Below are 20,608 nucleotides of genomic sequence, written 5' to 3'. Positions count from 1 at the left end.
ATTTCGGTGCATGTCGTACTCGCCGGTGGGGGGACCGCCGGCCACATCGAGCCCGCGCTCGCCCTCGCGGACGCCCTGCGCAGGCAGGACCCCACCGTGGGGATCACGGCCCTGGGCACGGAGCGCGGCCTTGAGACCACGCTCGTTCCACAGCGGGGCTACGAGCTCGCGCTGATCCCGGCGGTGCCACTGCCCCGTAAGCCGACGCCCGAACTGATCACCGTCCCGGGCCGGCTGCGCGGCACGATCAAGGCGACCGAGCAGATCCTCGAGCGCACCAAGGCCGACGCGGTCGTCGGCTTCGGCGGGTACGTGGCCCTGCCCGGCTACCTCGCCGCCAAGCGCCTCGGCGTGCCGATCGTGATCCACGAGGCCAACGCCCGCCCCGGCCTTGCCAACAAGATCGGCTCGCGCTACGCGGCCAGGGTCGCCGTCTCCACCCCGGACAGCAAGCTGCGTGACGCCCGCTACATCGGCATCCCGCTGCGCCGCACCATCGCCACCCTCGACCGGGCCGCCGCCCGCCCCGAGGCCCGCGCGATGTTCGGGCTCGACCCCAACCTGCCGACGCTGCTGGTCTCCGGCGGCTCGCAGGGCGCCCGCCGCCTCAACGAGGTCGTCCAGCAGGTCGCGCCCTGGCTGCAGCAGGCCGGCATCCAGATCCTGCACGCGGTCGGCCCGAAGAACGAACTGCCGCATGTGCAGCAGATGCCGGGAATGCCCCCGTACATCCCGGTAAGTTACCTGGACCGGATGGACCTCGCGTACGCCGCTGCCGACATGATGCTCTGCCGCGCGGGCGCGATGACCGTCGCCGAACTCTCCGCCGTCGGACTGCCGGCCGCCTACGTCCCGCTGCCCATCGGCAACGGCGAACAGCGGCTGAACGCCCAGCCGGTGGTGAAGGCCGGTGGCGGACTGCTGGTCGACGACGCGGAACTGACGCCCGACTGGGTACGGGCCAACGTCCTGCCCGTGCTCGCCGACCCGCACCGGCTGTACGAGATGTCCCGCGCCGCCGCGGAGTTCGGCCGCCGGGACGCCGACGAACTGCTCGTCGGCATGGTGTACGAGGCGATCGCCGCCCGTCGTGCACATCACTAGGACCGCATGAACGAAGGGCAGGGAGCGTGGCCGGACCGACCACCGCCGAACGCGGTGAACGCCAGCAGGAGTCGTCCGGCCCGCCTCCGGCACGGAGGTTGAGGCTGCTCCGCCCTCGTACGATCATCATTCTTGCCGTCGTGCTCGTTCTCCTCGGCGCGGGCAGCGTATGGCTGTTGTACGGCTCTCAATGGCTGCGCGTGGAACGGGTGTCGGTCTCCGGAACCCGGGTTCTGACACCCGCGCAGGTGCGCGAGGCCGCCGAAGTCCCCGTCGGGGCGCCGCTGATTTCCGTCGACACCGGTGTGATTGAGACGCGACTGCGCGCGAAACTGCCCCGAATTGACACGGTTGACGTGGTCCGTTCCTGGCCCCATGGAATCGGCCTGAAAGTGGTTGAACGCACTCCGGTTCTGATTGTCCAAAAGGGCGGAAACTTCGTCGAAGTGGACGACGAAGGTGTCCGTTTCGCCACGGTTTCTCGGGCTCCGAAAGGCGTTCCCGCACTGGAATTGGCCCTGTCCGCCTCGGGCTCGTCCGCCGCAACCCTGCGACGCTTCGACGAGGACCGGTTGGTGCGCGAGGCGGTGCGCGTCGCAGGCGCTGTTCCGGACGCCGTCGCCCGCGACACCCGGACCGTCAAAGTGCGCTCCTACGACGACATCTCGCTGGAGTTGGGCGACGGCCGGACCGTCTTGTGGGGGAGTGGTGAGAGGGGTGCTCTGAAGGCCCGTACGCTCACCGCTCTCATGAAAGCGGCGCCGGATGCGCGGTACTTCGACGTCTCGGTTCCCACCGCCCCTGCGTCATCGGGGAGTTGACGCACATCCGCGCAGGCCAGCACCCTGGTTGGGCAGCGCTACGGCTGATCACATAGGGTGAAAAGAAAAACGGGAGGTTCGGCGTGTTCGTTGAACGTGCGCCACTTGTCGACTTAGTGTCCTGTTCAGAAGACTTCAAGGAACGGACACACTGGTAACCCTAAACTTCAACGTTAGGGTTCGGGTCGGCGCTACGGACCGTCCCATTCGGCATCCGTCGTCGGATCGCATGACCCGCGATACGGCGACACGTAACTCGAGGCGAGAGGCCTTCGACGTGGCAGCACCGCAGAACTACCTCGCAGTCATCAAAGTCATCGGTGTCGGCGGCGGTGGTGTCAATGCCATCAACCGGATGATCGAGGTCGGTCTCAAGGGCGTCGAGTTCATCGCCATCAACACCGACGCGCAGGCGCTGTTGATGAGCGACGCCGACGTCAAACTCGACGTCGGTCGCGAACTCACCCGCGGACTCGGCGCCGGAGCCAACCCGGCCGTCGGCCGCAAGGCCGCCGAGGATCACCGCGAGGAGATCGAGGAGGTCCTCAAGGGGGCCGACATGGTCTTCGTCACGGCCGGTGAAGGCGGCGGCACCGGCACCGGCGGCGCGCCCGTCGTGGCCAACATCGCCCGCTCCCTGGGCGCCCTCACCATCGGCGTGGTCACCCGCCCGTTCACCTTCGAGGGCCGGCGCCGCGCCAACCAGGCCGAGGACGGCATCGCCGAACTCCGCGAAGAGGTCGACACCCTCATCGTCATCCCGAACGACCGGCTGCTGTCCATCTCGGACCGCCAGGTCTCGGTGCTCGACGCGTTCAAGTCGGCCGACCAGGTCCTGCTCTCCGGTGTCCAGGGCATCACCGACCTGATCACCACGCCCGGTCTGATCAACCTCGACTTCGCCGACGTCAAGTCCGTGATGTCCGAGGCCGGTTCGGCCCTCATGGGCATCGGCTCGGCCCGCGGCGACGACCGCGCGGTGGCCGCGGCCGAGATGGCGATCTCCTCGCCGCTGCTCGAGGCGTCCATCGACGGCGCCCGCGGCGTGCTGCTCTCCATCTCCGGCGGCTCCGACCTCGGCCTGTTCGAGATCAACGAGGCCGCCCAGCTGGTCAGCGAGGCCGCACACCCCGAGGCCAACATCATCTTCGGCGCGGTGATCGACGACGCCCTCGGCGACGAGGTCCGCGTCACGGTGATCGCCGCCGGCTTCGACGGCGGCCAGCCGCCGGCCCGCCGGGACACCGTCCTCGGCTCGTCGTCCTCCTCGAACCGCCGCGAAGAGCCCACTCCGGTACGGCAGTCCGAGAGCCGCCCGTCCTTCGGCTCGCTCGGCAGCGTCACGCCGAAGGAGGACCCGGAGCCCACGCCCGAGCCGGCGAACGACGTCCCGGTCGCCCCGCCGGTCCCGCCGTCGCGGTCCTACACGGACAGCGCGGCCGAGGAGCTGGACGTGCCGGACTTCCTCAAGTGATCCTTCTGACGTGATAAGACAGCGCGACATCGTGAGCGGCGCGCACTTCGCCTTCACCGACCGGTGGGGCGGGGTGAGCGCCGTTCCGTACGAGGAGCTCAATCTCGGCGGAGCGGTCGGCGACGACCCCGAAGCCGTACGGACCAATCGTGAGCTGGCCGCCAAGTCCCTTGGCCTGGAACCGGCTCGGGTGGTCTGGATGAACCAGGTGCACGGCGCGGACGTGGCGGTGGTCGACGGGCCCTGGGGCGACCGGCCCGTGCCGGAGGTCGACGCGATCGTCACCGTGCATCGGGGTCTCGCCCTCGCCGTCCTCACCGCCGACTGCACGCCCGTCCTGCTCGCCGACCCGGTCGCCGGTGTCGTGGCCGCCGCCCACGCGGGCCGGCCCGGCATGATCGCCGGGGTCGTCCCCGCCGCCGTACGGGCCATGACCGAACTCGGAGCCGAGCCGGGCCGGATCGTCGCCCGCACCGGACCCGCCGTCTGCGGCCGGTGCTACGAGGTGCCCGAGGCGATGCGCGCCGATGTGGCCGCCGTCGAGCCGGCGGCGCACGCGGAGACGAGCTGGGGTACTCCCGCGGTCGACGTGACCGCCGGAGTGCACGCACAGCTCGAGCGACTCGGGGTGCGCGACCGGGAGCAGTCGCCGGTGTGCACGCTGGAGTCGGCCGATCACTTCTCGTACCGCCGCGAGCGCAGCACAGGGCGACTCGCGGGATATGTCTGGCTGGACTGATGGGGCATGACGGACCGTAAAGGCGAACTCGCCGCAAATCTGGCGAAAGTTGAGGAGCGCATCACGGCCGCGTGCACGGCGGCCGGGCGCAAGCGTGAAGAAGTGACCCTGATCGTGGTCACCAAGACCTATCCGGCCAGTGATGTGAGGATTCTGTCGGAGCTCGGTGTACGACACGTGGCCGAGAACCGGGACCAGGACGCGGCCCCCAAGGCCGCCGAATGCTCGGATCTGCCTCTCACATGGCACTTTGTCGGTCAGTTGCAGACCAACAAGGTGCGTTCCGTGGCCGGTTATGCCGATGTGGTGCAGTCCGTCGACCGCGACCGGCTCGTCGGGGCGCTCTCGAAGGAGGCGGTGCGGCAGGAGCGCGAACTCGGCTGCCTGATCCAGGTCGCGCTCGACGCGGACGAGAGCGGACGCGGGCAGCGCGGGGGCGTCGGGCCCGGCGGAATCGAAGAGTTGGGCGAGCTCGTCGCGCGGGCACCGGGTCTGCGGCTGGACGGTCTGATGACCGTGGCGCCGCTCACCGGACCCTACGCGGGGCGCGAACTGGCGGCGTTCGAGCGGTTGATGGATTTGTCGACCGACCTGCGCCGAGCCCATCCGGCTGCGAACATGGTGTCGGCAGGAATGAGTGCGGACCTCGAACAGGCCGTGGCCGCCGGAGCGACACATGTACGCGTCGGTACCGCGGTACTCGGAGTCCGCCCCAGGCTCGGGTAACGTCGCCAAGAAGTCGGACCACAGCAGAAAATATGGTCAATGCCGCCGAAGGTGGGCGCAACGACCTCGTGGATCGCGGGCACTTGGCAGTCGTCAGCCGATCCACCACAGAGCGGAGGACTCAGAGCATGGCCGGCGCGATGCGCAAGATGGCGGTCTACCTCGGCCTCGTGGAGGACGATGGGTACGACGGCCGGGGATTCGACCCCGATGACGACTTCGAGCCCGAACTGGACCCCGAGCCCGAGCGGGACCACCGACGGCACGAACCCTCCCACCAGTCGCACGTCGCACATCAGCCCCAAAGGGACGAAGAGGTGCGAATCGTGCAGTCGTCCGCGACACGCGAACCGGTCGCACGTTCCGCTTCGCTACCCGCGGAATCCAGCCGTCCGGCGCGCATCGCGCCCGTGGCGTCCATCACACAAGAGCGCGCAAGCCTGGAGAAGAACGCACCGGTGATCATGCCCAAGGTCGTGTCGGAACGAGAGCCGTACCGGATCACCACACTTCACCCGCGGACCTACAACGAGGCCCGTACCATCGGGGAACACTTCCGTGAGGGCACCCCGGTGATCATGAATCTGACTGAGATGGATGACACAGACGCGAAGCGACTTGTCGACTTTGCGGCCGGTTTGGTGTTTGGTCTTCACGGCAGCATCGAGCGGGTGACGCAGAAGGTGTTCCTGTTGTCGCCTGCTAACGTCGATGTCACGGCGGAGGACAAGGCCCGTATCGCAGAGGGCGGGTTCTTCAACCAGAGCTGAGACGCACGACCGGAAACCGCAGTACAAAGCAGTACCGAGCAGCACGGAAACAGGGGAGAGGGAAGCACCGAACATGGGCGTGGTCCTGGATGTCGTCTACATCGCGCTGATGTGCTTCCTCATCGTGCTCATCTTCCGGTTGGTCATGGACTACGTCTTCCAGTTCGCCCGCTCATGGCAGCCCGGCAAGGCGATGGTGGTCGTTCTGGAGGCCACCTACACTGTCACCGATCCACCGCTCAAGCTTCTGCGGCGGTTCATTCCGCCGCTGCGTCTCGGGGGCGTGGCGCTCGACCTGTCCTTCTTCGTACTGATGATCATCGTCTACATCCTGATCTCGATCGTGAGCCGGCTGTGAGCGATGTGACCTACCGTCTTGCCGATGCCGACGACTACGTTGAGGTGAAGAGATGCCGTTGACCCCCGAGGACGTGCGGAACAAGCAGTTCACGACCGTCCGCCTCCGAGAAGGCTATGACGAGGACGAGGTCGATGCCTTCCTCGATGAGGTCGAAGCCGAACTGACGCGCCTGCTCCGCGAGAACGAGGACCTGCGCGCCAAACTGGCTGCGGCCACGCGTGCTGCTGCCCAGAACCAGCAGAACATGCGCAAGCCCCCGGAGGGTCCCGGCGGTCCGCAGGATCAGCAGCAGGGCATGCCTCCGCAGGGCGGTATGCCGCAGCAGGGCATGCGCGGTCCGGGCGCTCCGGTGCCCGCCGGCATATCGGGCCCGCCGCAGCAGCAGATGGGTGGCCCCATGGGTGGTCCGCCCCAGCTGCCTAGCGGTGCCCCGCAGCTGCCCGCCGGTCCCGGCGGTGGTCAGGGTGGTCCCCAGGGTCCCGGTCCGATGGGCCAGGGTCCGATGGGGCAGGGCCCCATGGGCGGCCCGATGGGCGGCCAGCCCCCCATGCAGCAGCAGATGGGCGGTCCGATGGGCGGCCCCATGGGCGGTCCGATGGGCGGCCCCGGTCAGGGCCCCGGTGGCGACAGCGCCGCCCGTGTCCTCTCGCTGGCCCAGCAGACCGCCGACCAGGCGATCGCCGAGGCCCGTTCCGAGGCCAACAAGATCGTCGGTGAGGCGCGTTCGCGCGCCGAGGGTCTCGAGCGTGACGCCCGTGCCAAGGCGGATGCGCTCGAGCGGGACGCGCAGGAGAAGCACCGCGTCGCGATGGGCTCCCTGGAGTCCGCCCGCGCCACGCTGGAGCGCAAGGTCGAGGACCTGCGCGGCTTCGAGCGCGAGTACCGTACGCGCCTGAAGTCGTACCTCGAGTCCCAGCTGCGTCAGCTGGAGACGCAGGCCGACGACTCGCTGGCTCCGCCGCGCACCCCGGCGACCGCGTCGCTTCCGCCGTCCCCGGCGCCTTCGATGGCCCCGGCCGGCGCGAGCGCCCCGTCGTACGGCAACCCGACCATGGGTGGCGGCCCGGCTCCCGCTGCTCCGTCCTACGGCGGTCAGCAGCAGATGTCCCCGGCGATGACCCAGCCCATGGCTCCGGTCCGCCCGCAGGGTCCGTCGCCGATGGGCCAGGCTCCCTCGCCCATGCGCGGGTTCCTGATCGACGAGGACGACAACTGACGGCCGCCACGGCCACTAGTACGCCGTAGGCATCGGCAGCGTTCAACAGGGCGGGGCCCCGGATTCGATCCGGGGCCCCGCCCCTTTTACGCGTGTTGATCGCCACGCCGGGGGAGCCTCGTACGGCCACTGTTGGAGCGGCTGCGGCTCGGCTCTCTGCGGGCGGGCGGCGCATGCAGAAAGGGCCCGGCCCCCCGCGGGGAGACCGGGCCCTCCTGGGCTGTGTGCTTACGCCTTGCGCAGGCGGAACGTCAGGGACAGGCCCTCGTCGGTGAACGGGTCGCCGTAGCTGTCGTCCGCCTCGCCCTGGGCGAAGTCCGTCGCCAGGACCTCGTCGGCGATCAGGTCGGCGTGCTCGGTCAGCGCGGCGATGACCGCCGGGTCCGTGGACGTCCAGCGGAGCGCGATGCGGTCGGCCACGTCGAGGCCGCTGTTCTTGCGGGCCTCCTGGATCAGGCGGATCGCGTCACGGGCGAGGCCCGCCTGGCGCAGCTCCTCGGTGATCTCCAGGTCGAGGGCGACCGTCGCACCGGAGTCCGACGCCACCGACCAGCCCTCGCGCGGGGTCTCCGTGATGATCACCTCGTCGGGAGCGAGAGTGATCGTCTCGCCGTCGACCTCGACCGATGCTGTCCCCTCGCGCAGGGCGAGGGAGAGCGCGGCCGCGTCGGCGTTCGCCACGGCCTTGGCCACGTCCTGGACGCGCTTGCCGAAACGCTTGCCCAGGGCGCGGAAGTTGGCCTTCGCGGTCGTGTCGACCAGGGAGCCGCCGACCTCGGAGAGCGACGCGAGGGAGCTCACGTTCAGCTCCTCCGTGATCTGCGCGTGCAGTTCGCGGTCGAGGGACTCGAAACCGACGGCCGCCACCAGCGCACGGGACAGCGGCTGGCGGGTCTTCACGCCCGACTCCGCGCGCGTGGCGCGGCCCAGCTCGACGAGACGGCGGACGAGGACCATCTGCTTCGACAACTCGGGGTCGATCGCCGTCAGGTCCGCCTCCGGCCAGGAGGACAGGTGCACCGACTCCGGGGCGCCCGGGGTCACCGCCACGACCAGGTCCTGCCAGACCCGCTCGGTGATGAACGGGGTCAGCGGGGCCATCAGCTTCGTGACCGTCTCGACGACCTCGTGCAGGGTGCGCAGCGCCGCCTTGTCGCCCTGCCAGAAGCGGCGACGGGAGCGGCGGACGTACCAGTTGCTCAGGTCATCGACGAACGCCGACAGGAGCTTGCCGGCGCGCTGGGTGTCGTACGCCTCCAGAGCCTGTGTCACCTGGTCGGTGAGCGCGTGGAGTTCGGACAGCAGCCAGCGGTCCAGGAGCGGACGGTCCGCCGCGGCCGGATCGGCCTCGCTGGGCGCCCAGTTGGCGGTGCGCGCGTACAGGGCCTGGAAGGCGACCGTGTTCCAGTACGTCAGCAGCGTCTTGCGGACGACCTCCTGGATGGTGCCGTGGCCCACCCGGCGTGCCGCCCACGGGGAGCCGCCGGCCGCCATGAACCAGCGCACCGCGTCCGCGCCGTGCTGATCCATCAGCGGGATCGGCTGCAGGATGTTGCCCAGGTGCTTGGACATCTTGCGGCCGTCCTCGGCGAGGATGTGGCCGAGGCAGACCACGTTCTCGTACGAGGACTTGTCGAAGACCAGGGTGCCGACGGCCATCAGCGTGTAGAACCAGCCGCGGGTCTGGTCGATGGCCTCGCAGATGAACTGCGCCGGGTAGCGGGCCTCGAACAACTCCTTGTTCTTGTACGGGTAGCCCCACTGCGCGAACGGCATCGAACCGGAGTCGTACCAGGCGTCGATGACCTCCGGCACGCGCGTGGCCGTCTTCTGGCACTTCGGGCAGGCGAAGGTGACGTCGTCGATGTACGGGCGGTGCGGGTCCAGTTCGGACTGGTCGCTGCCCGTCAGCTCGGTGAGCTCGGCGCGGGAGCCGACACACGTGAGGTGGTCGTCCTCGCAGCGCCAGATCGGCAGCGGGGTGCCCCAGTAGCGGTTGCGGGACAGCGCCCAGTCGATGTTGTTGTTCAGCCAGTCGCCGTACCGGCCGTGCTTGACCGTGTCCGGGAACCAGTTGGTGTTCTCGTTCTCCTGGAGGAGGCGGTCCTTGACGGCCGTGGTGCGGATGTACCAGGACGGCTGCGCGTAGTAGAGGAGCGCGGTGTGGCAGCGCCAGCAGTGCGGGTAGCTGTGCTCGTACGGGATGTGCCGGAAGAGGAGGCCGCGCTGCTGGAGGTCCTCGGTGAGCTTTTCGTCCGCCTTCTTGAAGAAGACGCCGCCGATCAGGGGGACGTCCTCCTCGAACGTGCCGTCCGGGCGGACCGGGTTCACGACGGGCAGGCCGTAGGCGCGGCAGACCTTGAGGTCGTCCTCACCGAAGGCGGGGGACTGGTGCACCAGGCCCGTACCGTCCTCGGTCGTGACGTACTCGGCGTTGACGACAAAATGCGCCTCCGCCGGGAACTCCACCAGCTCGAACGGACGTTGATACGTCCAGCGCTCCATTTCGGCGCCGGTGAAGGACTGGCCGGTGGTCTCCCAGCCCTCGCCGAGCGCCTTGGCGACGAGCGGCTCGGCGACGACCAGCTTCTCCTCGCCGTTGGTCGCCACGACATAGGTGACCTCGGGGTGCGCGGCGACCGCCGTGTTGGAGACCAGCGTCCAGGGGGTCGTCGTCCAGACCAGGAGCGCGGCTTCGCCGGCCAGCGGACCGGAGGTGAGGGGGAAACGGACGTACACGGACGGGTCGACGACCGTCTCGTAGCCCTGCGCCAGCTCGTGGTCCGACAGGCCCGTGCCACAGCGCGGACACCAGGGGGCTACGCGGTGGTCCTGGACCAGCAGGCCCTTGTCGAAGATCTCCTTGAGCGACCACCAGACCGATTCGATGTACTCGGGGTCCATCGTGCGGTACGGGTCGTTGAGGTCGGTCCAGTAGCCCATGCGGGTCGTGAGCTCTTCGAAGGCGTCGGTGTGGCGGGTCACGGACTCGCGGCACCTGGCGTTGAACTCGGCGATGCCGTACGCCTCGATGTCCTTCTTGCCGCTGAAGCCGAGCTCCTTCTCGACCGCCAGCTCCACCGGGAGGCCGTGGCAGTCCCAGCCGGCCTTGCGGGCCACGTGATAGCCGCGCATGGTGCGGAAGCGGGGGAAGACGTCCTTGAAGACGCGTGCCTCGATGTGGTGGGCGCCCGGCATGCCGTTGGCGGTGGGCGGGCCCTCGTAGAAGACCCACTCGGGGCGGCCCTCGGACTGCTCCAGGGTCTTGGCGAAGATCTTCTGCTCGCGCCAGAAGTCGAGCACGGTGTGCTCGAGCGCGGGCAGGTCGACCTGGGCGGGCACCTGGCGGTACGTCGGCGTTGTCATCAGCGAGCTTCCTCCGGCGGACTTGCTGCCTTCCGTCCGGAGGGACGAGAGCTGTCTTCTGTACGCCGGTTTCGGCGCGCTCCCGCGGTACCACCCTCCTTGGCTCCCCGGTGCATCCCGCGCAACGGTGAGCCCCCTCATTGGGGTCGCGATGCCGGTTCTACCGGCCGCCGCCTTTCGGCTGCGGCTTTCTTCCGACGGCTCCGGGGTGATCTTCACGTCGCGCTCGCCCCCGGGCTTCCACCGTCCCCGGGTCGCTCTGGGCTGCCTACGGCGCTACTCGTCCCCATCCACGCTTTTCGCTCCGCCCAGTGTACGGCGCCGCGCAGACAGCGGCCGACCGGTTTTCGGGACGCCGGTCGTGGGGGTGCCGTACGGATGGAGATGACCCGAATGGAGCGGTACGCGTGTTCGGATCCTGGGACGAACGGTCCGGCGGATTACCCCGCGGGGAGCTGGGCACAACGCATGCAGGCTCGCTCAGCGGCAGGTGCGAGCCGGGCGAATCGGGCGGTGTGCCCCGTTGCCGCGGGACTGAAGTCGATTTATCGTCCCAGCACGATTCGCGTGCAAGATCACAATATGTGAAGGGGCCGCGGCCATGGTGGCGAAGAAGACCGCCGTACAGCAGTCGGCGTCCGGCAGGTCCACACAGGCCTCCGGCGATGCGGCCAAGGATGTGAGCGGGAAGAAGAGCGCGCGGGCGGCTGCGCCGGCTGGGGCGGGGAAGCTGGTGAAGTCGGTGCGGGGGGACGCTGGCGGGGGGAAGGCGGCCGCTTCTCGGGCCGTCGGCAAGGGCAAGCAGACGACTGCCGGGAGGAAGGCCGCCGCCAAGACACCGACTGCTTCCAGTGCGGCGTCTTCGAAGACGGCGGTGGAGGAGGGCGGGGCCGAGAGACCCGGAGGCACGGGGACGGCGGCTGGGGAGGAAGTCGAGAAGGCGGTTGCGAAGAAGGCCGCGGGGAAGACAGTCGCCGCGAAGACGGGCACCAAGAAGGCCGTGACGAGGGGGGCGGCCGCAAGGAAGGCGGCAGCCAAGAAGGCCGCAGGCAGGAAAACCGCTGCCCTTGAGGGCGTCGCCGAATCGGTGAACGCCGGCAGGAAGACCGCGGTCGAGCACGGCGCGAGCAAGAAGAGCGCAGCCAGGAAGACGGCGGCTGCGAAGGGCGGGGTCGGGGAGAGCGCAGCAGCGGAGAGTACGGCGAAGAAGAGGGCGGCGGCGAAGAGTACGGCCGAGAAGAGCCCGGCTGCGAAGCACACGGCCGAGAAGAGTGCGGCAGCCAAGAAGGGTGCTGTCGCCAAGGGTGCGACCGAGAAGAGCGCGGCAGGCAAGAAGGGTGCTGTCGCCAAGAGTGCGGGCAAGAAGAGTACGGCCAAGAAGCTGGGTGCGGCTCAGGCCGCGGAGCAGACGGGAGCCACGACGGTGGTTGCGAAGAAGACTCCTGGCACGGCCACGGCGGCGAAGACCGCCGTACCCAAGGCGCGGGTCGCGGCGGCGGTGGAGCCGGGCGAGCTCGCGGTGCGCCCCGGCGAGGACCCCTGGACCCCGGAGGAGGTCGAGGAGGCACGTGCCGAGCTGCAGTCCGAGGAGCAGCGGCTGCGCGACGAGATCACCTCGTCCGAACAGGCCCTGCAGGGCCTGATGCGGGACTCCGGGGACGGTGCGGGCGACGACCAGGCGGACACCGGCGCCAAGAACATCACGCGCGAGCACGAGATGGCGCTCGCGGCCAACGCGCGCGAGATGCTCACCCAGACCGAGCACGCCCTGCAGCGGCTGGACGCGGGCACCTACGGTCTGTGCGAGAACTGCGGCAACCCGATCGGCAAGGCCCGTATGCAGGCCTTCCCGCGCGCCACCCTCTGCGTCGAGTGCAAGCAGAAGCAGGAACGCCGGTACTGAGGGGGTACGCGCGCGTGCCGTACCCTCGTCCTCAGTCAGGTACCTAGGTTGAGGGACTCACGTGGCAGAGGCGGAGCGCATCATCGGTACGCCGGATTCCCCAGAGGCGGCGGGGGCCGGACCGGAGCAGGACGAGACCGCGCGGCCCAAGGGCAAGCGCAAGATCGCCGTGCTGTTCGCGGTCGCTGCCTTCGCGTACCTGCTGGATCTGGGCAGCAAGCTGCTGGTGGTCGCCAAGCTGGAGCACCACGCGCCGATCCAGATCATCGGGGACTGGCTGCGGTTCGAGGCGATCCGCAACGCGGGCGCGGCCTTCGGCTTCGGCGAGGCCTTCACCGTGATCTTCACGATGATCGCGGCGGCCGTGATCGTGGTGATCGCCCGGCTCGCCCGCAAGCTCTACAGCCTGCCCTGGGCGATCGCGCTCGGCCTGCTGCTGGGCGGTGCGCTCGGCAATCTCACCGACCGGATCTTCCGCTCGCCCGGCGTCTTCGAGGGCGCGGTCGTCGACTTCATCGCCCCCAAGGGCTTCGCCGTCTTCAACCTGGCCGACTCGGCGATCGTCTGCGGCGGCATCCTGATCGTGCTGCTGTCCTTCAAGGGCCTCGACCCGGACGGCACCGTCCACAAGGACTGAGCCCCGGTTTTCCACAGGCTCGTTCGGGCCTGTCGGAGCCGTCCGGCATACTCGACGGGTGAGCACGCTTCCCGAGATCCGTACCCTGCCCGTGCCCGACGGCCTGGAGGGCGAGCGCGTCGACGCCGCCATCTCCCGGATGTTCGGCTTCTCCCGTACAAAGGCCGCGGAGCTCGCTGCCGCAGGGAAGGTCACGGTCGACGGCTCGGTGGTCGGGAAGTCCGAGCGGGTGCACGGCGGGGCCTGGCTCGAGGTCGAGATGCCGCAGGCGCCCGCGCCCGTGCAGATCGTCGCGGAGCCGGTCGAGGGCATGGAGATCGTGTACGACGACGATGACGTGGTCGTGATCGTCAAGCCGGTCGGTGTCGCCGCCCACCCCAGCCCCGGTTGGACCGGGCCGACCGTCATCGGTGGACTGGCCGCGGCCGGCTACCGGATCTCCACCTCCGGTGCCGCAGAGCGCCAGGGCATCGTGCACCGGCTCGACGTCGGCACCTCGGGGCTGATGGTGGTCGCCAAGTCGGAGCGCGCGTACACCTCGCTCAAGCGCCAGTTCAAGGAGCGCACGGTCGACAAGCGCTACCACACGCTCGTCCAGGGCCACCCCGACCCGACCAGCGGCACCATCGACGCGCCCATCGGCCGCCACCCCAACCACGACTACAAGTGGGCGGTCACGGCCGACGGCAAGCCCTCCGTCACGCACTACGACCTCATCGAGGCCTTCCGCGCCGCCTCGCTCCTCGACGTCAAGCTCGAGACCGGCCGCACCCACCAGATCCGCGTCCACATGGCCGCCCACCGCCATCCCTGCGTCGGAGACCTGACGTACGGCGCCGACCCGACGCTCGCCAAGCGGCTGCACCTGACCCGCCAGTGGCTGCACGCCGTACGACTGGGCTTCGAGCACCCCGGGGACGGGCAGTGGGTGGAGTTCGCCAGCGACTACCCCGCCGATCTGCAGAAGGCCCTGGACCAGGTCCGGGAGGAGACCTACGGATGAGCGGCACGCACGCGTACGTGGTGCGGGTCGCCGAGGACCCCGCCGACCTGGAGGCCTGCTTCGCCGTACGCAAGGAGGTCTTCGTCGGCGAGCAGGGCGTGCCCGAGGATCTCGAGTACGACGAGTACGACGCCGTGGCCGTGCATGTGCTGGCCGTGCGCGAGGACGGGATGCCGCTCGGCACCGGGCGGCTGCTGCACGGGGAGAAGGCTGCGGCCAAGGTCGACGGTGACCTGACTCTGGGGTCGCTGGGCCGGCTCGCCGTCGCCAAGGAGGCGCGCGGGCTGGGTGTCGGTATTGCCCTGGTACGGGCCATCGAGGACGCGGCACGCGCGCGTGGGCTGGCGGCGGTGGATCTGCACGCGCAGACGCATGCGCTGGGGTTCTACGAGCGGCTGGGGTACGAGGCGTACGGGCCGGAGTACCCGGAGGCGGGCATCCCGCACCGGGCGATGCGGCGCGCTCTGTAGCCCGGGAGCGGAAGAGGCTGGTGGGGAAGACGGCGTGGCAGGCTTGATGTCTGCTGCCCTTACGTCGACCTTCCCGGAGTACTGACCGTGGATCAGTTGGCCCTGTTGTTCGTGCTGTTGCTCGGGGCCCTGGTGAGTGTCCCGGTCGGCGACCGGTTCGGGTTGCCGGCGCCGGTGTTGATGACGCTCCTCGGGATCGTCCTCGCCGTACTCGACTTCGTGCCGAACGTCGATGTTCCGCCGGATCTGATCCTGCCCCTGCTGCTTCCACCGCTGCTGTACGCAGCGGTGCGGCGCACGTCCTGGCGGCAGTTCGCGGCCAACCGGCGGCCGATCTTCCTGCTGGCGGTGGCGCTGGTGTTCGTCACCACCGTGTGCGTGGCCGTCGTGGCGAACGCCATCGTGCCGGGGCTGCCCGTTGCCGCCGCGGTGGCGCTGGGCGCGCTGGTCGCGCCGCCCGACCCGGTCGCCGCGACCGCGGTCGCAGGGCAGTTGGGGCTGCCGCGCCGACTCGTGTCCATCCTGGAGGGCGAGGGGCTGTTCAACGACGTGACGGCCATCGTGCTGTACCACGTGGCCATCGCCGCCGCCCTCAGCGGCGCCTTCACACCGGGGCGGGCCGCGATCGACCTGGTGCTCTCCGCCGTGGTGGCCGTGGCGATGGGGCTCGCGCTCGGCTGGGGCGCCAACAAGCTCATGGATCTGCTGGGCGAGCCGACCCTGCAGATCGGGCTGACCCTGCTCGTGCCGTACGCCTCGTACGTTCTCGCGGAGGAGCTGCACGGCTCGGGTGTGCTCGCCGTGCTCACGACCTCGCTGTTCCTCGCCGAGTACGCCACCGACCCCGACGACGTGATGACACGGCTGGCCGGGCACGCGTTCTGGGACATCGTCGACACGCTCGTCACGGGTGTCGCCTTCGGGCTGATCGGCCTCGAGCTGCACAACGCGATCCGCACGGCGTCCGGGCGGTGGGGCGAGATGCTCGGCTGGGCGGGCGTGGTGCTGGCCGTGGTGGTCGTCGTACGGCTTCTCTATCTGATGCCGGCGACCTGGCTCACCAAGCGGCTGCACGCGAAGCGGGACCACGACGAGGACATCCCGATGAGCTGGCGGGAGACCGTCGTCATGTGGTGGTCGGGGATGCGGGGAGTGGCCTCGGTGGCACTGGCCCTGGCCATTCCGCTGACGACCGACGACGGTTCGCCCTTCCCCGACCGCGACGAGATCGTGTTCATCGCGTTCGGCGTGATCATGGGGACGCTGGTGCTGCAGGGGCTGACCCTGCCGTGGCTGGTCAAGCGGCTGGGGGTGCAGGCCGACACCGAGCGCGAGAAGGACTTCGAGAAGGAGCTCGCCGTCCGCGCGGCCAAGGCGGCCAAACGGCGCCTGCGGGAGATCGAGCAGGTCGAGGAGCTGCCGGAGGAACTGTCCGAGCAGATGCTGCGGCGGGCCTTCGACATCGGGGTGCGGATCAGCCCGGACATGGGCGACGAGGAGCGGCGCGAGGCGCACGAACACCGAGCGCGCAGGCTGAAGCGGGTGCGGCGGATCCAGGGCGAGATGCTGAGCGCGGCGCGGCACGAGGTGCTGGCGGCGCGCAGTGAGGCCGGAGCCGATCCGGAGATCGTGGACCGGGTGCTTCGCCATCTCGACGTGCGTAGTCTGCGGTGACCTTTCAAGTCCGTGAAGTGGTTCGACGCCGGCGGCTTCCCGTGCGTAGGGTCGGATCATGGCTCGTAATGTCGTGATCAGTGGTGGCGGTACGGGGATCGGGCTCGCGGCGGCGCAGGTCTTCGCGGCGGACGGGGATCAGGTCCTGCTGCTCGGGCGGCGGGCCGAGGTGCTGGAGAAGGCCGCGGTGCCGGGGGCGTCGACCTACGCGGCGGATCTCAGTGATCCGGCCGATGTGCGTGGGGTCGCCGACTTCGTGGCGCGGGAGTTCGGGACCGTGGACGTGCTGATCCACGGTGCCGGCGGCGCCGGGCATCTCGAGCCCGGGTCCGAGAGCGACGATCCCCTCGACCGGGTCGCGCACAACTGGACCGTGAACTTCCGCATCAACACCCTGACCGCGGCCTTGCTGACCGAGGCGCTGAAGGACCGGCTCGCCTCGCCGGGCGGGCGGGTGCTGTTCGTCAGCTCCATCGCCGCCTACCGGGGGTCCGGCAGCGGGGCGTACGGCGGCGCCAAGGCGGCGCTGCATCCGTACGCCCACGACCTGGCCCGGGAGCTCGGGCCGCGCGGGGTCACTGCGAACGTGGTGGCGCCGGGCTACATCGAGGACACCGAGTTCTTCGGGCCGCAGATCGACCCCGCCCGGCGCGAGCGGCTCATCGCCGACACCTCGAACAAGCGGGCCGGCACGCCCGGGGACGTCGCGGCGACCCTGCACTGGCTCGCCTCCCCGGGCGCGGGGCACGTCACCTCGCAGGTCATCCAGGTCAACGGCGGTGCGGAGCGCGGGCACTGAGGCCCGCGCGCATCGCGTAGGGTCTCAGCCGCGGCCCGTCCTCGGCGGCTCGTGCGCGCGGCGCGCCGCGCCGTCCGGGGAGCCGTCGGGGGAGCGGCGGCCGAGGGGCACGGCCGCGTCCGCCGTGTTGACGCGGGGCAGGGCGTACGGATGGTGCTCGTACAGCCAGCGGACCATCTGCTCGCGGACCGTGACCCGTACCGTCCATATGTCGTCCGCGTCCTTGGCCGTCACCAGGGCCCGTACCTGCATGGTGTTCGGGGTGGTGTCGGTGACGGCGAGGCCGTAGTCGCGGCCGTCCCAGGCAGGGCACTCGCGCAGGATGTCGCGCAGCCGCTCGCGCATCAGCTCCACCGGTGCCGAGTGGTCGAGGTGCCAGTAGACGATGCCGGTCATCTGGGTGCCGCCGCGGGACCAGTTCTCGAAGGGCTTCGAGGTGAAGTACGACACCGGCATGGTGATCCGGCGCTCGTCCCAGGTCCGCACGGTCAGGAACGTCAGCGTGATCTCCTCGACCGTGCCCCACTCGCCGTCCACCACGACCGTGTCGCCGATGCGCACCATGTCGCCGAAGGCGATCTGCAGCCCCGCGAACATGTTGCTGAGCGTGGACTGGGCGGCGACACCGGCGACGATGCCGAGGATGCCGGCCGAGGCCAGCAGCGAGGCGCCCGCGGCGCGCATCGCCGGGAACGTCAGCAGCATCGAGGCGGCCGCCACCACGCCGACGATCGCGGAGACCACACGCATGATCAGCGACACCTGGGTGCGCACGCGCCGGACCCGGGCCGGGTCGCGGTGGGCGCGGGCGTAACGACTGTAGGACGTTTCCACTATGGCCGCCGCGATACGGATCACCAGCCATGCGGCCGACCCGATCAGCACCAGCGTCAGCACCTGGCCGATGGCGACCCGGTGCTCCTCCAGCACCTGCGCCTCGTCGTACGACCCTCTGAGCAGGGCCGCACAGAGCACGAGTTGGTAGGGGATGCGACCGCGGCGCAGCAGGCCCCACAGCGGGGTCTCGCCGTGCCGCTCGTCGGCCTTGCGCAGCAGCAGGTCGGTGCCCCAGCCGATGAGCAGCGTGAGCACCACCGAACCGCCGATCACGGACAGCGGGCGGAGTACGTTCTCCATGCCTGCGAACCTAACCGCCCTCGTGCGGTCATGAACATGTGACTTCGGGCTCGATGTGGGTACGGCCGCCGGACGGCGTTGTCAGTACCGGCTGGCACCATGGCCTCATGAACATCATGCTCTTCCACTCGACCTTCGGCCTGAGGCCCGCGGTGCGCCAGGCCGCGGACCGGCTGCGCGGCGCCGGGCACGAGGTGTGGACTCCGGACCTCTTCGGCGGGCGTACGTTCGAGACGGTCGAGGAGGGCATGGCTTTCAACGACGAGATCGGCAAGGACGAGCTGCTCAAGAGAGCCGTGCTGGCCGCGGCGCCCTATTCGGAGCGGGGCCTTGTGTACGCCGGGTTCTCGCTCGGCGCCTCCATCGCGCAGACCCTCGCCCTCGGCGACGAGAAGGCCCGCGGGCTGCTGCTTCTGCACGGCACGTCGGACATCGCGCCGAACGTCGCGGTCGACGATCTGCCGGTGCAGCTGCACGTGGCCGAGCCGGACCCGTTCGAGACGGACGACTGGCTGAGCGCCTGGTATCTCCAGATGGGCAGAGCCGGCGCGGACGTCGAGGTGTACAGATACGCGGGAGCCGGCCACCTCTACACCGACCCCGAACTGCCGGACTACGACGAGGAGGCCGCCGAGGCCACCTGGCGGGTGGCGCTCGGCTTCCTCGAGACCCTGTGAGGTTGTGACCTAGACGGGGTCGTACGTCCGCTCGACCTTCTGCGTGCCCGTGCGGGTGCGGTACGAACGCACCCATGTCGAGGTCGCGTTGGCCTTCGTGCGGTCGGACAGGACGTAGTAGTCCATCTGCGCGCGGTCGGCGGTGATGTCCAGGACGCCGTAGCCGTGGCGGTCGGTGTCGACCCAGTGGACGTGCCGGTTGGCCGCCCTGATGATCGGCGAGGCGATCGCGGAGACCGTGCCCTCGGGGACCTTCACGATGTCGTCGAGGTTGTCGGAGGTCACCGAGGTGATGACGAACTCCGTGGCGGCCGAGGCCGACAGCGGGTACGTTCCGGCGTCCACCGGCACGTCGTTGGCCCACGCCATGTGGATGTCGCCGGTGAGGAACACGGTGTTGCGGATCGCGTTCGAGGTCAGATGGGCCAGCAGTTCGCGGCGGTCGTCGGTGTAGCCGTCCCACTGGTCGGTGTTGGCGGCGATGCCCTCCTGCGGCAGACCGAGCAGCTTGGCGAGCGGCTTGAGGAGGTCGGCGGAGAGGGAGCCGAAGGAGAACGGCGAGATCATCACCGAGTTGCCGACGAGCCGCCAGGTGGTGTCGGAGGCCTTCAACCCGGCCTTCAGCCAGTCGAGTTGGGCACGCCCGGTGATCGTACGGTCCGGGTCGTCGACCGAGCCGGAGCCCGTGGACGCCTGCTGCGAGCGGAAGGAACGCAGGTCCAGCAGCGACAGGTCGGCGAGCTTGCCGAAGCGCAGCCGGCGGTAGGTGGTGCCCGCGATCGCCGGGCGGACCGGCATCCACTCGAAGTAGGCCTGCTTGGCGGCCGCCTTGCGATCGGTCCAGGTGCCCTCGGCGCCCTCGGTGTGGTTGACCGCGCCGCCGGACCACGCGTTGTCGGCGAACTCGTGGTCGTCCCAGATCGCGACGACCGGCGCCTTGTGGTGCAGGGCCTGCAGGTCCGGGTCGGTCTTGTACTTGCCGTGCCGGGTGCGGTAGTCGGCGAGCGTGATGATCTCGTTCGTCGGCGCGTGCGGGCGGACGACCGTGCCGCGGGCCGCGTACTCGCCGGACTTGTACTCGTAGATGTAGTCGCCGAGGTGCAGCCAGGCGTCGAGGTCGCCGCGGGCCGCGAGATGGCGGTACGAAGCGAAGTAGCCGGCCTCCCAGTTGGCGCAGGAGACCACGCCGAAGCGCAGGCCGGTCACGGCAGCGTCCGCCGCCGGCGCGGTGCGGGTGCGCGCCACCGGGGAGTCCGTGCCGCCTGCGGAGAAGCGGAACCAGTAGTCGGTGGCCGGCTGCAGGCCCCGTATGTCCGCCTTGACGGTGTGGTCGGAGGCGGCGCTCGCCGTGGTCGAGCCCTTGGCGACGATGTTCGTCAGCGCCTTGTCCTTGGCGACGATCCAGCTGACCTCCGTGTCCGCGCCGAGCCCGGAGCCGGGGACCGCGTCGGAGGTGGGCGTCACCCGGGTCCACAGCAGGATGCCGTCGGGCAGCGGGTCACCGGAGGCCACGCCGTGCAGGAACTGCGGGGTCTCGGCGGCCGCCCGGGCCGGCAGGGCGGCGGCGAGCGGGCCGGCCAGGACAGCAGTGGCCGCCGCGGCCTTGACGACCGTACGGCGGCGTGGGGAAAGCGAGTTGGCGCCCTCGGCCTGCGAGGCGGCGCTCCCGGGTGTTCTGTATCGACTGGTCACGAGCGATCAGGTTACTGATCGGTATGAACGAGAGCGGGC

At 69.8% G+C, this 20,608-nt stretch carries 18 protein-coding genes; 15 read left to right on the top strand and 3 right to left on the bottom strand.

The genetic code is table 11. The features are described 5' to 3' along the window. The first annotated feature begins 6 nt into the window (after window positions 1-6). The 8 genes from murG to ACFY1L_RS25995 all read left to right on the top strand — a co-directional run bounded on the left by murG (window position 7) and on the right by ACFY1L_RS25995 (window position 7,211). On the top strand, window positions 7-1,104 hold the full coding sequence (gene murG, locus ACFY1L_RS26030; RefSeq protein WP_388828911.1) for an undecaprenyldiphospho-muramoylpentapeptide beta-N-acetylglucosaminyltransferase: 1,098 nt from the start codon (window positions 7-9) through the stop codon (window positions 1,102-1,104). Between the two features lie 26 nt (window positions 1,105-1,130). Further along, window positions 1,131-1,925: a cell division protein FtsQ/DivIB gene (locus ACFY1L_RS26025; RefSeq protein ID WP_388828908.1), complete on the top strand. Its 795-nt coding sequence runs from the start codon at window positions 1,131-1,133 to the stop codon at window positions 1,923-1,925. Between the two features lie 277 nt (window positions 1,926-2,202). Then, entirely contained in the window at window positions 2,203-3,399 is a 1,197-nt protein-coding gene (gene ftsZ, locus ACFY1L_RS26020; RefSeq protein ID WP_388828906.1) for a cell division protein FtsZ, read from the top strand. Between the two features lie 10 nt (window positions 3,400-3,409). After that, on the top strand, window positions 3,410-4,138 hold the full coding sequence (gene pgeF, locus ACFY1L_RS26015; RefSeq protein ID WP_388828903.1) for a peptidoglycan editing factor PgeF: 729 nt from the start codon (window positions 3,410-3,412) through the stop codon (window positions 4,136-4,138). A gap of 6 nt (window positions 4,139-4,144) precedes the next feature. After that, window positions 4,145-4,864 carry a YggS family pyridoxal phosphate-dependent enzyme gene (locus ACFY1L_RS26010; protein WP_388828900.1) on the top strand — a complete coding sequence of 240 codons (720 nt, stop codon included), beginning with the start codon at window positions 4,145-4,147 and terminating at the stop codon, window positions 4,862-4,864. Between the two features lie 128 nt (window positions 4,865-4,992). Beyond that, window positions 4,993-5,634 carry a cell division protein SepF gene (locus tag ACFY1L_RS26005; protein WP_388828897.1) on the top strand — a complete coding sequence of 214 codons (642 nt, stop codon included), beginning with the start codon at window positions 4,993-4,995 and terminating at the stop codon, window positions 5,632-5,634. A 73-nt stretch (window positions 5,635-5,707) separates the two neighbouring features. Continuing rightward, a complete protein-coding gene (locus tag ACFY1L_RS26000; protein ID WP_067014924.1) occupies window positions 5,708-5,992 on the top strand; it encodes a YggT family protein in 285 nt (94 codons plus the stop codon). A 52-nt stretch (window positions 5,993-6,044) separates the two neighbouring features. Beyond that, the gene (locus tag ACFY1L_RS25995) at window positions 6,045-7,211 is read left to right on the top strand and encodes a DivIVA domain-containing protein (RefSeq protein ID WP_388828894.1); all 1,167 of its coding nucleotides are present in this window, start codon (window positions 6,045-6,047) and stop codon (window positions 7,209-7,211) included. 228 nt (window positions 7,212-7,439) lie between these two features. Here the strand turns inward: ACFY1L_RS25995 and ileS are convergent, their stop codons facing one another. Beyond that, complete coding sequence (gene ileS / locus ACFY1L_RS25990) at window positions 7,440-10,577, bottom strand: isoleucine--tRNA ligase (RefSeq protein ID WP_388828891.1); 3,138 nt, start codon at window positions 10,575-10,577, stop codon at window positions 7,440-7,442. A 601-nt stretch (window positions 10,578-11,178) separates the two neighbouring features. Between ileS and ACFY1L_RS25985 the strand changes: the two genes are divergently transcribed. From ACFY1L_RS25985 to ACFY1L_RS25960, 6 genes are all read left to right on the top strand, one after another. After that, window positions 11,179-12,480, top strand: a complete 1,302-nt coding sequence (locus ACFY1L_RS25985; protein WP_388828888.1) for a TraR/DksA C4-type zinc finger protein — start codon at window positions 11,179-11,181, stop codon at window positions 12,478-12,480. 61 nt (window positions 12,481-12,541) lie between these two features. Then, a complete protein-coding gene (gene lspA / locus ACFY1L_RS25980) occupies window positions 12,542-13,117 on the top strand; it encodes a signal peptidase II (protein ID WP_388828885.1) in 576 nt (191 codons plus the stop codon). 58 nt (window positions 13,118-13,175) lie between these two features. Further along, a complete protein-coding gene (locus tag ACFY1L_RS25975; protein ID WP_388828882.1) occupies window positions 13,176-14,120 on the top strand; it encodes an RluA family pseudouridine synthase in 945 nt (314 codons plus the stop codon). Beyond that, window positions 14,117-14,590, top strand: coding sequence for a GNAT family N-acetyltransferase (locus ACFY1L_RS25970; protein ID WP_388828879.1), 474 nt, complete (start codon window positions 14,117-14,119; stop codon window positions 14,588-14,590). The genes ACFY1L_RS25975 and ACFY1L_RS25970 overlap by 4 nt, the downstream gene beginning before the upstream one ends. A gap of 87 nt (window positions 14,591-14,677) precedes the next feature. Beyond that, window positions 14,678-16,264 (top strand): Na+/H+ antiporter, encoded by a 1,587-nt coding sequence (locus ACFY1L_RS25965; protein WP_388828876.1) that lies wholly within the window; start codon window positions 14,678-14,680, stop codon window positions 16,262-16,264. 58 nt (window positions 16,265-16,322) lie between these two features. Continuing rightward, window positions 16,323-17,063, top strand: coding sequence for an SDR family NAD(P)-dependent oxidoreductase (locus ACFY1L_RS25960; protein WP_388828873.1), 741 nt, complete (start codon window positions 16,323-16,325; stop codon window positions 17,061-17,063). A gap of 24 nt (window positions 17,064-17,087) precedes the next feature. Here the strand turns inward: ACFY1L_RS25960 and ACFY1L_RS25955 are convergent, their stop codons facing one another. After that, entirely contained in the window at window positions 17,088-18,200 is a 1,113-nt protein-coding gene (locus ACFY1L_RS25955) for a mechanosensitive ion channel family protein (protein ID WP_388828870.1), read from the bottom strand. A gap of 107 nt (window positions 18,201-18,307) precedes the next feature. On the opposite strand from ACFY1L_RS25955, the gene ACFY1L_RS25950 reads away from it, so the two are divergent. Then, window positions 18,308-18,877, top strand: coding sequence for a dienelactone hydrolase family protein (locus tag ACFY1L_RS25950; protein ID WP_388828867.1), 570 nt, complete (start codon window positions 18,308-18,310; stop codon window positions 18,875-18,877). Window positions 18,878-18,886: 9 nt separating this feature from the next. Here ACFY1L_RS25950 and ACFY1L_RS25945 read toward each other — a convergent pair whose 3' ends face one another. Beyond that, complete coding sequence (locus tag ACFY1L_RS25945) at window positions 18,887-20,569, bottom strand: alkaline phosphatase D family protein (RefSeq protein ID WP_388828864.1); 1,683 nt, start codon at window positions 20,567-20,569, stop codon at window positions 18,887-18,889. Window positions 20,570-20,608: the final 39 nt, after the last annotated feature.

The sequence above is a fragment of the Streptomyces sp. NPDC001663 genome (assembly GCF_042893105.1).
Classification (GTDB): Bacteria; Actinomycetota; Actinomycetes; order Streptomycetales; family Streptomycetaceae; genus Streptomyces.
Note: the sequence above shows the minus strand (reverse complement) of the source record. Positions and strands in the feature narration are given on the sequence as shown.